This window comes from Campylobacter sp. RM12642, from assembly GCF_020137635.1.
Classification (GTDB): domain Bacteria; phylum Campylobacterota; class Campylobacteria; order Campylobacterales; family Campylobacteraceae; genus Campylobacter_E.
Genome location: NZ_JACGAT010000020.1, coordinates 16,194 through 31,499 on the forward strand (window position 1 = coordinate 16,194; position 15,306 = coordinate 31,499).

Here is a 15,306-nt window from a genome sequence, read left to right on the forward strand (position 1 = left end):
CGTATTTTTAAGCAAGCAATTTAAAAATTACTCCACCTAAAATAAAAGCTAAAATAAAATTTAAACCAAGCAAAATATTAAAAGTCATTTTTGCTTTCTTCATCATTGAATTTATGCTTTTGGCATAATTTTGATTTAATTCTTTAACTTGATTTTCAAATTTGTTTAAATAGTTTTCTTGTCTTGTTATAAAATTCTTTAAAAACTCATCAAATTCTTGTGCCGTTGTTTCTAGTTTAGCTTCTTGATTATTTATAAAATTAGAAAAATTGGTATTAAATATTTTAGATTTTTCTTCTATTTGCAAATCTTTAAAATGAGAATGAATTTGATTAAAATCATTTATTATTTTTTTGGTTGTTAAAATATTATTTTGAGCTATCAACTCATCTTGCGTAGGTGCTTTTTTAAATAAAATACAAAAATTTACCCAAGTATTAAAAAAAGTATTAAAATTACTTTCTAGTTCATAAAACAAACTCTTTTCAACTTCACTTAAATTATTGTAACTTCTAGCTGTATCTATTAAGCTTAAAATTTTACTCTTAAGCTTATTTTGACTATCTATGAGTTTTGAATAATTTAATATATCTTTTTCATCACCATCATGATATTCTATTAGACCTTCTGCAACTAAATCAATTATATTATCTTGATTGCTCATTTTAATACACCCAACATTCTTTATTGATTTTATGCTTTTGCGTATATACATCGTAGTAATATGTTTTATCAAAATTTTCAACACTTTCTACTATATAACTACAACGATATTTGCTAACTTGATATTGGTCTTGTCTGTATAAATTTAACCATAAATTAGAAGGTTGTGAAAATTTATTTAACTTATAAATATTCTGAAAATCATCACTCCTATTAATAATGGTTTCATAGTGTCCACGATTAAAATCATTAATAGTATAATATTTGCCATCACATATATTTTTAGGCATTTTTAAATCTGTATATGCATTGTTAATTAGCTTTATACATTGTGGTGGTAGCTTATGTGTAATTCTAATTAATTTATCTTTATTACTAACTTTGCAATTTTTTTCTGGATAATACCCTTGTCCTATAGTATATTCATATTGCTTATTTAATATTTCTGCTGTGCATTCATGTGGAACATTCAAAATTGATTCTTTTAAATCAGCCATAATTAAATCATCATCAACTTCATTCCCATTGCTCGTTGGACATAGTTTTAAAAAATCTCTTCTTAATTCAAAAGTCTTCCAAGGCTTCTTAGCTCTAATTGAAAAAAATTTTCTTATAGGTGCATTGCATTCTGAAGGTTTTTTACCACTTGACATACATAATATAACTTCACAAGCAGTTCTTTTATCGCCAGTAAATTGATCGGCATATAGGCTACTAATACTAAAAAACAATATAACTATAAATTTAATAGAACTTTGCATATCAATCTCCTTATTTATGTTCAAAAATAATATTTACCAAATTAGGTTCATTTGCTATAAAGTCATATATAACTATATTTGCTGTTATTCCATTATGTTTTAAATAAAAAGCATATTTTTCAGCAAGTTCTTTTCTTGCAAATATATATATTTGATCACTATTATGTGCATAGTAAAAAAAGCTTACCTTCTTATTATTTTCAACTAAAATATTTTCTTTAAAATAAAATAAGTAATTAGTAACCCACGAGTAGTTTAGACTAGGATCTTTGATAACATTAAAAGTCGTATTTTCTACTACTTGTTGTTTTACAAGATCATATTTTGGACTATCAATTTTTACTGAACTTTTTGCACAGTTTGTAATAAATAATCCTACTAAAATAAATAAAAATAATTTTAATTTCATGCTGCTTCCTTTGTTAGTTTTAATAAATTTTCTTCTAAAAGTTTTTCATTTTCTTGTTTCATAATTTCAAAATTTTGATAAGGTATATTTATTCTTGTTTCTCCATTTTGGATTACAGTTTCCAACTCTTTTTTAGTTGGCAAATCTTTTATTTTTGCTAGAGATTTTGAAATAGATTTAAATTTGTCCATAAAATAATTATCACTATAATAAAATGCCTTATCACATAAAATAGGTTTTCCTGCATCTATTGTTACAAGTTCTTTTTCAAATGGCATTTCACGAAGTTCTTGTGGAAGCATTAGTGCCCTTACTGTTTTGCTTTCACTACCACCTACATTTAAACTTAATGCGTTTTGATAATTTGTTGATTTGTTGATTACTGTCATATTTCCTAAAATTTTTGAAATTCTTTCAGCATCTTCTTGCTCTCTAGGTGCATAATATATTTGACATGCATGATTTGTTAATAAAGTTTTTGCACCTTCTTTGCCATACCCATTAGGAATTGGCATTTCAAGTTGTGAATCTGACTGGTATATCATTAAACTTCTAAATCCAAAACCTGCCATAAATGCAACTCCTGTTAAGTATTTTGATAAATAACCACTTGAAGTAAATTCATCCATCAAACACAATACTGTATGTTGTAGCTCTGGATTTTGTTGTGGTAACTCTTTTGTATTTAATAGTATTAACTGTTGCCAAAATATATTTAAAATGAGTTTTGCATTATCTAATTGATCAGGAGTAATGCCAACATATATTGTCATTTTTTTCTTTCTTAAATCTCTAAAATCAAAATCGTTAGCACTAGTTGCAAGTCGCATATTATCTGCTCTAAAGATCATTAATGGAGCATTAAAAGAACTCATCACTCCACTTCTAGTATTATCAGAAGCTATTGCCAAATAAGATTTTATACGCTCTTGTGCTTTAGGGCTTGCAATTCCTAGCTCACACAACCAATTATAAGTATTTTCAAAACCTTTAATTTCTTGTTTTATACTTTCTTCTTCATCTTCACTACTTTCAACAGTAAAATTAAAACCTTCGCTGATAGATAATATCCCATAAAGCGTAAAAGAAACATCTAGTTTATAATTTCTAATAAATGCTAGTCCCATTTCAGAACTTAATAAGTCGTGAGTTAAATAACACAGTCCTATAAATAAATTTTGTGCTAATTGATTAAAAAATTGTGTTGTTGGATCTCCTACTACTGGATATAAAATATTTGCAAAATCAGTTAATTCTGCATCAACATTTGTGCCATTCATATTTATGTATGCTAGTGGGTTATATCTATGTGTTCTTCTATCAAATGGATTAAATAAATATACTTCATTGCCCAATTTTTCTTTTCTATATTTTGAAGTATAATCAAAGCATTCTTGTTTAATGTCTTGAACTACTGCACTTTCTTTCCATTCAAGTAAATTAGGAATAACAATACCAACACCTTTACCACTACGAGTTGGAGCACCAAGGGCAACAAATTGCTGACCACCAAATTTTAACAATTTGCCTTGATATTTACCAACGATAATACCTTTTTTGCCAAATAACCCCATTTTTTTAATTTCTCTTTTAGTGGCAAATCTTGCATCACCATGTAAAGATTGCTGTCGTGGTATTAAAGGAATAATTAAACATATCAAAGAACTTATCAAAGTTGCAAAACCTAAAGATTTGTAAATATAAGGATAGTTATTAATAATAGCACTAAATACAAATCCAATTTTAATCAAATATATTTTTTTTAAAAGCCCATTAAAATACAAACAAAAAATTATAGTTAGTGCATAATCAATCAAAATAAATAAAAATACTAAAGCTATAATTTGTGATTTAGTTAGCTTTTTCATTATAAACCTTATGTATTTTACCATCATACAAATACTCAAGTATTTGTCTTTTACCATTTATATTTTTAAAAACTATGATTATATCTATGGCTTTTTTTACAACATCTATTAACATATCTTTTCCTAATGCCCTTGCCATATCATTTTGCATAGACATCATTACAAGCCTGTCAATACAACCACCAACACTTCCAGCGTGGCAACTTGTCATAGAGCCGTTATGCCCACTTGAGATTACATTTAAAAAATCATAAGTTTCCCCACCCCTAACTTCAGCTAACAAAATTCTATCAGGCTTCATTCTTAAACAACTTTTTAATAAAGTAGCAGAATTTACTGCATCGGTTATTTTTGCTTCACTAGGATAAAATAGTTGCACATAATTTTTATGGTCATAAAATTTAATTTCTTCTACATCTTCAATAGTAATAATACGATCATCTAATGGGATAAAATCAATTAAGGTTTTCATGAAGGTAGTTTTTCCACTACCTGTTTCACCACAAATAACGACATTTTTACCATTTTTGATAGCTTCACCTAAATTATTTGCAAATTCTTTAGTTATTGCACCCCTTTCTATGTAATCATTGATTGTATATCTAACTTTACTAGGCTTTCTAATAGTAATTGATACAATTTTATCTTTTGTAGCAGGTGAAATTACTATCTGAATACGCTCACCAGTAGGTAAAATGCAAGATAATATAGGTTTATTTTTATCTATTTCATCTTTTTTAAAACTAGCACTAGCTTTAGCAAAAGATAAGGCTTTTTGTTCATTAATATCGTTTTCATAAGCAGTCCATTTTCCTTGAATATCTTCACACCAAATTAAATTGCCACCTTGATAGCAAACTTCATTTATTGAATCATCTTTCAAAAATTTACCAAAAAGCATTTCCGCATATTTATTTAAAGAAGTATTATCGCTCATAGCCTTGCCCTATTTTAGTCTTCATTTTTAGCTTATAAACTTTAGAAAAATCAACATCTTTATTTACATATACGCTTACTATTTCGCCTTGATTTTTATATAAAACAGGCTTTATTTTTATAAATTCTTGCAGTGCAGTATTTGCTAATTCTCGTGCATTTTCTCTTGTATTTTCAGTATAATCAACATTATCTTTACCCCTTTTACCATTAATAGCTACATTAACTGCATCATCAATTATGCTTAAAAATATAGCAGAGCCAAATCGTTTTAAATATTGATGATCTACATAGCCACTCATACCACTTGCACCAAGTCCATCTGTTGCAGGTGAGTTTATAGGAATAATTAAATTATTAGGAGTTCTTATTTCTTCCCAAACAACAAACAATCTATTTACACCATCACTAATTTCACCACTTTTAAAAGAACCAAACATGGTTGAACCACGATCAATCAACAAAACAGTGCCATCTGCACTATATACATCATTACTAATAGTGCAACTAACATTACCTGCTAACATAGAAACAATTCTTGTGTTTAAAGAACAATGAATAAAACTACCTTTTGATAATAAAAAATGTGGATTAATATTATTTATTCTCGCCATATTTATTTGATACGAGCTATTATTTGAATAGTTTTGTGATGAGTTATTAAAATCTAAATTATTAGAATTATTGTTAAAAGATTCTGGGTTACTCATTAATAAGTTAAGCCTGTTTGTTTCTTCTGCTATTTTATCATTGTAATAATTATTTAAATTTTGTGCTTGTGCTATATTTTCATCAAGTAATTCTAATTGACTTTTATTTGTGTTTTGAGATGAGTTATTAACACTAAAATTTGCACTAGATTTTAAAACCCTAGGTTTATTAACTAGCTTATTGTTTTCATTTGTATTCAGTATAATAGCTGGTTCTAAAGTAGTATTTTGTTCTTTTAATCCAAATAAAGCTTCTAAATCTTTTTTTACTTCCAACTCATCTTGAATTTGTGTATTATTCTTTATTTCAAAACTACGATTTTTTGCACTTATAATAGTTTCTGTATTTTGCTTAATTGGTTCTTCTTTTGTCTTGTCTGTTTTTACAAATTGATAAAAAACCAATATAGCAATTACAACGCATAAACAAATAACTGCAGTAGCTTGTAGTTTTATTTTAGAATTAGTATCTACATCTAATTCTAAATTATTATTTATTTTTTCTTGTTCTTGATTTATTTCATTAATTTTACTTCTATTTTGTTCGTTATTGCTCATTTATTACCCTTTCAACTTTATCAGATTTAGTATTTTTTAATGGATATAAATTTTTACCAGCACCTAAATTTTTAATACCAACTAATTTATCACCTGAACGAAGCAAAATTTGTTTTGGAATTTTATGAATCACTAAAACTGTATAATCATTATCTTTAGTAATATGAGTATTTAATATGCTCTCTTTATTTTGTTTATCATATTCAAATACAGATGGTATTGTTTTATTTGTATTAAAAGCTAAATATGTAAAAACACCATCATCATACGCATAATCAACGCTTATATCTTCGCTATTTTTATTAACATGTTGAACAAAATGATAATTTTTAGGAACATTGATATTGTTTAATTCTTGCTCAATTTCTTTTTCTTCGTTTTCAAGTTTAGTTTTATTAGCAATTAATTGATTTACTTTTGCAATATCATCAGTGTATTTAAAATCAACTCTATAAGAAGAATCTAATTTTGCAGTTAGAAGTAAATCAAATGTATAAATTCTTTTATTTGTAGTAATTATTAGATTTGTTTTCCAATCTTTTGCGTTTGGTTGAATTACTACATCTTGATTGTCAGAAAACGATACTAAATTACCATTGCTATCTACCATAGTTTGCTCTTGTGCTTTTGCAATATATGCTTGTGGTTTTATAAATATAAAATTAGTATCTGATTTAATAGACCAGCCTTCCAAAAAACCGCAAACTATATTTATAATTCTTTCATCATGAGCAAATTTAAGCATTGAAATATAGCCATTTTTAGCTTTTATTTCATATACTTCATTAGCATTAAACTCTGCAACTTGAATTCTTTTATCTTCTTTTGTAGGTTTAGGAATATTTACACAAAAACCATAAATCGTAAAAACTGTAATTAATAATATAACTTTTTTCATATCATTGTCCTATTTCGTAATCTAATCTATAATTTAACACTTGAAAGCTAAGTGGGTTTTCAAGTCTTGTAGCTTCATCTAATCTTGTATTTGTTAAATAATCGTATGTAATAGTGGCGATTTTATTACTCTCTTGTTCTACACCACTTCTTAAATCTTTTGTTATTGTTTTAAACCTAACTGTAGCTAATTTAATACCAGCACTTTCACCTAAAACGATTGATTTTATTTTTACATTTATTTCATAAGAATTTTTTAATTTTTCTAATATAGAATCAGAACCTTCAAATAACCTTATATATTCTTTCTTAACTTCATCAGATGAATATAATTGAGTTTTTAAATAATCTTTTTCAAGTATATTGTAATAATAGCTTTCTCGTGTTTTAACATAATCACCAATAAAAAACTTATCTAAAGCTTCACTACTAGTAAAATTTTCTTCATTTAATATTGTAATAACACTTGTTTCACCCGTTTTATTATCAACTTTTATTACATAAGGCTCAACTGTTTTTAATGGTGTTAATAAACACACTGCAACTACACTAATGATTGCAATAATTATTGATATAAATGATATAGTCCAAGCTCTTTTATTTGATACATCTAGCAAATATCTAAGACTTGCTTCATAGCTTAAAGCAATATTTTCATCATTTGTTTTTTTCATTATTACTCTCCGTTTTATTTACAGCTTCCCAATTAGTTCCATCAAATAATTTGTCAAAATTTTTATTATTTATAGAACAAGCATTTAAGATTAATATTAATAGTATTGTTGGCAAATACTTCATTTGCTATTTCTCCATTTCGCAGTATTGTTTCTAATTGAATTAATTCCATGTTTGGTTTTGCTATAAGCATTTTTAGCCCTTTGGTATCCGTTTTTAACTGCTCCAAATTCTTTTTTACCTTGATTTACTATTCCACTAGGTAATAATCTACTCATATAACCTAATTTAGCAGTTGCACCAGCAGTTACTAAAGAGCCTACACTAGTTGAAGTTTGGGCTGACTTTACAGCACTATCTAGGCTAACAGATGATAATTGTTGTGCTAATTGAAGAGTTAATGTTGTTCCGGTGCGTAAAATTACACCTGAAACTATACAAGAAATAACCACTAAAATAATATTAGGATTTTTTCCATAAATTTCATCATTTGTTAAAGACATAACAAACTGAATAATAACGCTTGCAAAAATATTTATAAATAAAAGTGCTAAAAAATTACTTATTAACAATGATATATATTGTGAAAATACTTGTTTGGTTGATTTAAGCAATAAAAATGCAAACATTAATGGGGCTATCATTATTAAAATAGAATTAGTGATTTGAACTATACTTAATGCAGAAGCTAAAGATAAAGAACCAATAAGACCACCAGCTAAACCAAAAAGCCCAGATAGCCCAGCTACAATTTTTTCACCAGACCACCACGATGCATCATCTATCATCTTTGCAACAAGTTTTACTATAGAATCCATATAAGCTTGAACTTTTTCCCAAGCAGTCCAATTACTACCACTAAAGGCAAAATTACCGGCATAGTTCATTACATCATTTATTGCTGATTTAAATAAACCGATGAAATTACCGTAATTCATAAACAAAAATATCACTATAATCTTCATCATAAAATCCCACAATAAAGTTGCGAAACTTTGTTGTTTTATAGACATTGAAAATTGTAAAAACTCATATATTAGCCATATAGTTAAATAAGTAATAGCAGTATATTGCAGTGTAATTACAAAACCTTGAATAATAGAAGAAGCAGTATAAAAAGGACTAGAACTTGAATCAATCTCAAAAATATTTGATACAAGCTCTCCAACATAAATAAAAGCACCTGTATCTGGCTTATAAACAATCATTATTCAAACCTTACATCATCAAGTTTAAATTTTCTTGCTAGTTTTAAATTTCTATACTGATTGTTATTATAATTTACTCGCTCATCTTCTTTTAACTGCTCATTAATTTGCATTGCTCTAATATGCTTTTCGTTTAATATTTTTAATTGTTGTTCTTGTGTTTGTAATTTTGATTGAGCTATTTGCAGTGCAGTTTGAGCATCAGCTGATTCTTTCATTGTTGTAGCTTTTACTGCTTTTATTGCTAAATTTTGAATTTCTAATAATGTTGCATCAAACTTTTCACTTATTTCTTTCAGCTCTTCTTCATTTTGAAAAGTTGTGGCAACTTCTCTATAGCAAATTGCTTGTTTGTTTTTAGATTCATAGCTACTGCAATAATCGCTTAATAAAAATTTTGTAGATAACTCTTTACCACGCTGTTTTAAACCTTCGCTTGTTAAATCTTCTTTAACCATAGAGTGCAATTGCAATGAGTTGCTTTTGAATTTTATAGTTTCTTCATATAAACCTTCAGCACTATTTATTGCTGATACAATATCACTAATACCAGTAGTATTTTTTAATTCTTGTGCATAGTGTTCAACTACTTGTCTATACTGCATCAATGTAGTTGCCCAACGATTAGCTTCCACTGCATATTCCTTCAAATCATCTATATATGATTTAATATTTTGTGCAATTGCAGCAACATCAATTGTTGGTATTCCACTGGCAACAGCATTATTTGTAAAGCATAACAAAACAACTAATGATTTAAACAATGTTTTTTTCATTACAATCTCCAATACTTTCATTATAAAGTTCTAAAATCTTTTGAAATTTTGTTTTATAATCTACTTCTAATTTATTTATTTTTTCAAGTTTTTCAACATAAGCTTTGCCTGTAGAAATAATTTTTAAATATGTTTTACCGATAGAACTAAGATCAAGACTTACAATAGCTCTTTCTTCTGCTTTTTTGATTAATACTTGATACATTGAAGGAATTGTATTTTTTGCAAATTCATACTCTTCTTTAGAAAGATTTAAAACTTTACAATAATCATCTTCTTTTGCTTGTGGATTTGACAGTAATAATATAGTTGCACTTTGCTCTATTATTGCACTTGCAATAGGTGATTTGGCAAAATCTTCAACACTTTGAGTTCCAAGCACCAAAAATCCATTTAACTTTCTTATTGTTTTTTCTTTATTGTGTATTTCTTTTGCAACTACTGGATTTCTAATCCAATCCCAAGCTTCATCAACAAATAATGCAAATCTTCTACCATCGCACTTTTCAAATATTCTCCATAGAATATAAAATGATACAGGACCATTAATGTCATTATCACTTAATAAATCAGTTCCATCTATACCAAATAAATTGCAATCATCTTTAAAAGAAAAATTGTCATTTTCGTTATCAAACACCCAACCAAACTGCTTATTTTTACTCCATTGTGCCAATCTACTTCTAATTGAGTTAATCTCATTTGTTCCTTCAGTTAAATGCTCTAGCATTAATGTGATTCCATATTTTCTTTCTTCTTTATTAAAATTATTCATTATTGAAATAACTGCAAAATTTAAATCTTCTTCTTCTTTTACGGATATTTTCTCATCATTTCTAGTAACTAATAATTTCATAAGAATTTGTAAATTTCTTATATTTTCTGGTGTGTTATCACACATAAAAGGATTAAAGCCTGTTGGATTTCCACCATCAATAGTAATGTAAGTTCCATTTTGGGCAATAATATTGCCTATCGCCCCTTTATCCTTGTCAAGATAAAAGAAAGTAGCTTTTTTCTTATCTTCTGGAATTGATACTGGAAAAGTTGAAGGATCAGAATATTTTGCAAGTTGATTTAGTAAAAAATTCATTAGTGCTGTTTTACCACCACCTGATTTACCTAAAATCATAGTATTTGCTAATAATAATTCACCAAAATCATCATGATTAAATCTTGTTTCATGAAAATTAAAATAATATGGAGATCCATTAGGGGTTCTTAAAATAGATACTGCTTGACCCCAACAATTTTTATCTTTTTTACCTTTACCAAAATTATGCAAAGCAATCAATGAAGCATAATTTTTACTTGAAATTTTATGAAGTCGTGGTCTAATTTGATAATTTGCAGGTATTTGAGCAAAATAAGTTGCAGGTAAAGCAATATTAGCAATAGTAGTCAAAAAGCCTTCATCTGCAAGTTTTGATATTATTATATTTGTATTTTCTTCTACTTCTTTTATACTATCAGCATATACAATTAATGAAAAATGATAATTTCCGAAAGAAATTTCACCAGAAGTTAAATCATCTAATGCTTGATCAATATCTATTATTTGCGATATAGCATCATCTTCTGCACTGATTAATCTCTTTTTTTGCAAACCGATTGCTTCTTTTGCATCTACTTTCTTCATAGGAGTAAAACTTTGTGTAATAACATAATTTATATTTAAATACATAAGATGATCTAGCATACCAATATAGCTATAATTTGGATATTCTTTAATTTCAATTGCTTTTAAAAATCTTTTTTTACCATTGTTTAAATCAATTTGTGCAATATTATGTCCAAATAAAATTGCGCTCATATTACCTTGCAAATAATCACATAACACTGTATCATTTACACGCACTTTTGAAAATATTCCTGAAAGTAAAAAGTTATAAAATTCAAGTTGAGATGAATAAACTATATTATTTTCAATGTATTTACCAAGTCTTGCAACTCCAAAATCCTTTAAATTACCTTCAATCCCCAAAAGCAATTCTTCAAAATTTTTAACATGTTGCCTAATCTCTTGAATTTTTGTTTCTACGCTCAATTTTTTAAATTTTGAACTGGCAAGTTTATTTAATGGTGAATATATGACTGATAATACTAGCTTGTTTTCTTTCAATTGGTTAAAATTTGAATAATACCTATCATTAAAATCTTTTAAAAAATTATTTTTAAAAAGACTATTTAAATAATCGTTTAATTCAATTCTGCAATTATGAAAATAAAAAGATATGTTTTCAGAAGAATATGATTTTATTAACATATTTAATTTATTTTTATTAACTTCTAAATCCACACTATTTTCTACTTCAAAATCAACACCATCAATAACAAATGTTGCTACATATTCACATTCTTTAGTAGTTATAATATGATTATTTATGAGAGTTTGAAATGGAATGTGCGATGAAATATTTGCAAGACTATGTAATGCACTAATACTTAATTTTGTTAGATTATTATAAGTTTTATTATGTGTATAACTTGAAGTTACATATGCTTTGGTTTTATAAAATTTTTTTTGTGCAGGATTTGTAAAAAATTTTAATTTTAAAAATAAAAGCCTAAAAATCATATCATCTTTTTTAGCCATAAAACGCATTATAAAAAATATAGGTATAGCTAAAAAAAAGAAAAATAGATTGATATATATTGCAGAAAACAATATAAACATCATAACAGATAATAAAGGCATCATAGGAACGCCAAAAAGCATAGCAGGTCTGCTTAGTGCTTTAAAAAATAAATCTGTATTCATTTAAAAAGCGTAAATAGCACCAATAATTGCACTTGAAGAAGCTATAACAATAGAACCAACAATTACTCTTGAATATTCTTGAAACGGATGTCCGCCCCACATAACTTTAATTCCAGAATACACTAATGCAATTGTTGATATTGTGAAAGCAACTGCTAAAATCCAACCTAAAACTGTGTCAAATAAGTTATTTACTTTTGACAAACCACCAGCAGCTAAAACAAGATTTGGTGTTAGTAATAATAATAAAATCTTATTATTTTTCATAAAAAATCCTTTTATTTTTTAATTTTTATCTTATTATATAATATGATAAATTAATTTTTTATTAACCTGAAATTGCTACTATTTAAAAATAAAGGGCTGAAGTATGAAGACAAATGAAAATCAAATAGCAAAAGCTATACAAAACAAATATAAAGAAATAGCAGAATTTCAAAAAGAAGTAGATAACTTAAAAACTTTATTATCAAAAATAAAGCTTGATAAAGAAAAAGAATATATTCAACATACAATAGATTTTTTATTGCAAAAAATACAAGCTTTAGAAAACTCTGAAATAAACAGTGAAAATTTTGAAAGCATAATTAATATGAATATTTTTAACTATGAAACATTAGATAGTGACAAGTCAAAAATTGAATACATTATAAATAATTTGATTGTTAAAAACGAAATCACAATGATAGCTTCAAAACCTAGTGGTGGTAAATCTTTAACTGCTTTAGGAATTTGCACTAGTTTTTTAAAACAATCAATAGAACATAAAGTTGTATATTTTGATTTAGATAATTCAATAGCTACATTGACAAATAGGAAAATCTATAAAATAAGAAACGAATTTGGAAGTAGATTTAATATGTTTTCATCTAGCAATTATTCAGCAGAAGAAGCAAATATATTCCTTAACAAATTTAAAAATGTAGATTTAACAAATACATTGTTTATCTTAGATAGCATAAAAAACTTTATTCTAGGCGATAGAGATAAAAACAAAGATGTAAGTGAATTTATGAGATTAGTAAAAGCTTTAAGAGATGCTGGAGCTACTGTTATATTTTTACACCATACAAATAAACCACAAAAAGATTTAGGAGAAAATTACGCAGGTTCATCTGCATTTTTAGAAGATACAACAAATGCTTTTATTCTTGAAAATAACCCAGATAAACAAACTTTTATATTTAAAACTATAAAAGCAAGAAATGGTGATTTAAAAAACAAGGCTTTTCAATTTGATTTAGATAAGCATAGATTGATAGAAGTTGATTTATTATGGGCAAGTGAGAATAAAAACGATACCAAAATAGTAGATGAAATAATAGAATTTTTATCAAACAATAAAGAAGCTAATTATACACAAATTAAAAATTATTTAATAGGTGAAGGCATAGTTAAAGATAAAAGTAAAATTGCAAATATTTTAAATAATTATTGTGGTGTTTTATGGGCTAAAGAAAAAATCAAGGAAAACAATAAAAGCATTTATAAACTTATCAAAAACGATAATGCCAATACAATAGATGGTATTGTGAAGTGATTGATAATATAAGTAAGGCAATAAACACTAATAATTGTATAAACAAAAAAATGAAGTATAATCTAAAAACAAAACACCTAGCTAAAAGCTAGGTATGCAATTATTTGATTAGTTTATAGCCAAAATTAGCAGATTTAACTTTGATTTCACAAAATCTTAATTCTTCATCTTCTTTTTCATTTTTAGGCTGAAGATCTACATCATCATACCACTTTTTACAATAGTCAGGAACACATCTATCACGAATAACAATACCTGTTTTTGTAATTCTACCACTTCTACTATCTTTTTCTAATACACACTTTTTACCATAATTCATATTACCTTGAGTTTCTATTCTTCCATCAGGATACTCCATTAAAATCATAGGTCTTTTTGTAATATCACTTTTACTATTATTATTATTTATTTCCGGTGCTTTTAACGCATCAGGAACAGGTGGTAATTTTGGCAAAACACAACCAGTAGAAAATAAACACACTATACCTGCAGCCACTAAATTAATTTTTTTCATACTTTCTTCCTTTATTTTGAATTATTTGTTTAATTATATTAATCATAAATTAATTATAGCTTAAATTAAACTATTTTAAATTATTTTAGCTTATTTTAATTTATTTTAATATATTATATACTAAAATATATTATTTAAAGGAATAAAAAATGATAATTTCAGTTATATCAAAAAAAGGTGGTGTTGGTAAAACTCCTTTTGCCTTTTCAATAGCAAAAGATTTAAATATGTATTTACAATCAAATGACAATAGCTGTATTGAACATATCTATCCAAATAAAGCTAAAATCTCTCAAGAAGTAAAACTAATAGATAATTGTGTATATGATTTTGGTGGATTTGTAGCAAAAGGTATTTTAAATATTGTTGAAAAGTCAAATTATATAATAATACCAACAAATCCAAATTTAAATTCAATAATTAGAACTTATGAAACTTATAATGAACTAAAAGAATTTAATAAAAATTTTATCATACTCGCTACTGGCTTTAAAGACAACAAAGAAGTAGCTTTTTTAATAAAAAACCTAAAAAAAATTAAAGATTGCAATATACCAATTTTTTATTTTAAAGACTCAAAAATAGTATTAAATTCTATGAATTATGGAAAAAGCTTTAATGAATTATATAAAGAAAACACACTATCAATGCATAGCTATAAAAATTTCATTAAATCTTATTATGAGCTATTAAAGTATATTAAAAACAATAAATTATTTTAATTTATTTTAAATTATTTTAATTGACTATAATTAATATAATTAGTAAAATATATTGACAAGGATAAAAAATGACTAAAAAATTAGAAGTAAGTATTGATGATATTTTAAAAGACAATGTTGTAAATACATATAAAGAAGCTCAAAAACAAACTAGAAAGAAAAAAAACTCTAAGTTAAAAGTTACTAAAGGTTTTACAGTTACATTAACAGAAGATGAATTTAATGCTTTAGAACAATATTGTGCAGAAAATTATATAAGCAGAAATAGCTTTTTTAGACAACTACTAAGAGAAAAAATGGCTGAAAAC

General features: G+C 26.1%; 17 protein-coding genes. 3 read left to right on the forward strand and 14 right to left on the reverse strand.

The genetic code is table 11. The features are described from left to right. Positions 1-7 precede the first annotated feature (7 nt). From AVBRAN12642_RS07380 to AVBRAN12642_RS07440, 13 genes are read right to left on the reverse strand one after another with little or no spacing between them, the layout of a single operon-like run. Positions 8-664 carry a hypothetical protein gene (locus AVBRAN12642_RS07380; RefSeq protein ID WP_239803199.1) on the reverse strand — a complete coding sequence of 219 codons (657 nt, stop codon included), beginning with the start codon at positions 662-664 and terminating at the stop codon, positions 8-10. A 1-nt stretch (position 665) separates the two neighbouring features. Continuing rightward, positions 666-1,424, reverse strand: a complete 759-nt coding sequence (locus tag AVBRAN12642_RS07385; RefSeq protein ID WP_239803200.1) for a TrbM/KikA/MpfK family conjugal transfer protein — start codon at positions 1,422-1,424, stop codon at positions 666-668. A gap of 10 nt (positions 1,425-1,434) precedes the next feature. Beyond that, positions 1,435-1,833, reverse strand: coding sequence for a cag pathogenicity island Cag12 family protein (locus AVBRAN12642_RS07390; RefSeq protein WP_239803201.1), 399 nt, complete (start codon positions 1,831-1,833; stop codon positions 1,435-1,437). Continuing rightward, a complete protein-coding gene (locus AVBRAN12642_RS07395) occupies positions 1,830-3,701 on the reverse strand; it encodes a type IV secretory system conjugative DNA transfer family protein (RefSeq protein WP_239803202.1) in 1,872 nt (623 codons plus the stop codon). Before AVBRAN12642_RS07395 ends, AVBRAN12642_RS07390 begins: the two co-directional genes overlap by 4 nt. After that, positions 3,685-4,638, reverse strand: a complete 954-nt coding sequence (locus AVBRAN12642_RS07400) for an ATPase, T2SS/T4P/T4SS family (protein WP_239803203.1) — start codon at positions 4,636-4,638, stop codon at positions 3,685-3,687. Before AVBRAN12642_RS07400 ends, AVBRAN12642_RS07395 begins: the two co-directional genes overlap by 17 nt. Then, complete coding sequence (gene virB10 / locus AVBRAN12642_RS07405; RefSeq protein ID WP_239803204.1) at positions 4,628-5,905, reverse strand: type IV secretion system protein VirB10; 1,278 nt, start codon at positions 5,903-5,905, stop codon at positions 4,628-4,630. The genes AVBRAN12642_RS07400 and virB10 overlap by 11 nt, the downstream gene beginning before the upstream one ends. Beyond that, positions 5,895-6,803, reverse strand: coding sequence for a TrbG/VirB9 family P-type conjugative transfer protein (locus AVBRAN12642_RS07410; RefSeq protein WP_239803205.1), 909 nt, complete (start codon positions 6,801-6,803; stop codon positions 5,895-5,897). Before AVBRAN12642_RS07410 ends, virB10 begins: the two co-directional genes overlap by 11 nt. 1 nt (position 6,804) lies before the next feature. Then, the gene (locus AVBRAN12642_RS07415) at positions 6,805-7,476 is read right to left on the reverse strand and encodes a virB8 family protein (protein ID WP_239803206.1); all 672 of its coding nucleotides are present in this window, start codon (positions 7,474-7,476) and stop codon (positions 6,805-6,807) included. Continuing rightward, positions 7,460-7,600, reverse strand: a complete 141-nt coding sequence (locus AVBRAN12642_RS07420) for a hypothetical protein (RefSeq protein ID WP_239803207.1) — start codon at positions 7,598-7,600, stop codon at positions 7,460-7,462. The genes AVBRAN12642_RS07415 and AVBRAN12642_RS07420 overlap by 17 nt, the downstream gene beginning before the upstream one ends. After that, positions 7,597-8,685 (reverse strand): type IV secretion system protein, encoded by a 1,089-nt coding sequence (locus AVBRAN12642_RS07425; protein ID WP_336608165.1) that lies wholly within the window; start codon positions 8,683-8,685, stop codon positions 7,597-7,599. The genes AVBRAN12642_RS07420 and AVBRAN12642_RS07425 overlap by 4 nt, the downstream gene beginning before the upstream one ends. Further along, positions 8,685-9,461, reverse strand: a complete 777-nt coding sequence (locus AVBRAN12642_RS07430; protein WP_336608166.1) for a type IV secretion system protein — start codon at positions 9,459-9,461, stop codon at positions 8,685-8,687. Before AVBRAN12642_RS07430 ends, AVBRAN12642_RS07425 begins: the two co-directional genes overlap by 1 nt. Next, positions 9,442-12,222 carry a TraG/VirB4 family ATPase gene (locus AVBRAN12642_RS07435; protein ID WP_336608167.1) on the reverse strand — a complete coding sequence of 927 codons (2,781 nt, stop codon included), beginning with the start codon at positions 12,220-12,222 and terminating at the stop codon, positions 9,442-9,444. The genes AVBRAN12642_RS07430 and AVBRAN12642_RS07435 overlap by 20 nt, the downstream gene beginning before the upstream one ends. Further along, the gene (locus AVBRAN12642_RS07440) at positions 12,223-12,489 is read right to left on the reverse strand and encodes a TrbC/VirB2 family protein (RefSeq protein ID WP_239803211.1); all 267 of its coding nucleotides are present in this window, start codon (positions 12,487-12,489) and stop codon (positions 12,223-12,225) included. Positions 12,490-12,592: 103 nt separating this feature from the next. Between AVBRAN12642_RS07440 and AVBRAN12642_RS07445 the strand changes: the two genes are divergently transcribed. Continuing rightward, complete coding sequence (locus tag AVBRAN12642_RS07445) at positions 12,593-13,762, forward strand: AAA family ATPase (protein ID WP_336608168.1); 1,170 nt, start codon at positions 12,593-12,595, stop codon at positions 13,760-13,762. 100 nt (positions 13,763-13,862) lie between these two features. Here AVBRAN12642_RS07445 and AVBRAN12642_RS07450 read toward each other — a convergent pair whose 3' ends face one another. Then, positions 13,863-14,276: a hypothetical protein gene (locus tag AVBRAN12642_RS07450; RefSeq protein ID WP_336608169.1), complete on the reverse strand. Its 414-nt coding sequence runs from the start codon at positions 14,274-14,276 to the stop codon at positions 13,863-13,865. A 149-nt stretch (positions 14,277-14,425) separates the two neighbouring features. On the opposite strand from AVBRAN12642_RS07450, the gene AVBRAN12642_RS07455 reads away from it, so the two are divergent. Continuing rightward, on the forward strand, positions 14,426-14,998 hold the full coding sequence (locus AVBRAN12642_RS07455; RefSeq protein ID WP_239803214.1) for a hypothetical protein: 573 nt from the start codon (positions 14,426-14,428) through the stop codon (positions 14,996-14,998). A gap of 68 nt (positions 14,999-15,066) precedes the next feature. Beyond that, positions 15,067-15,306 (forward strand): hypothetical protein (locus AVBRAN12642_RS07460; protein WP_239803215.1); only part of this gene is annotated, 240 nt, incomplete at its 3' end.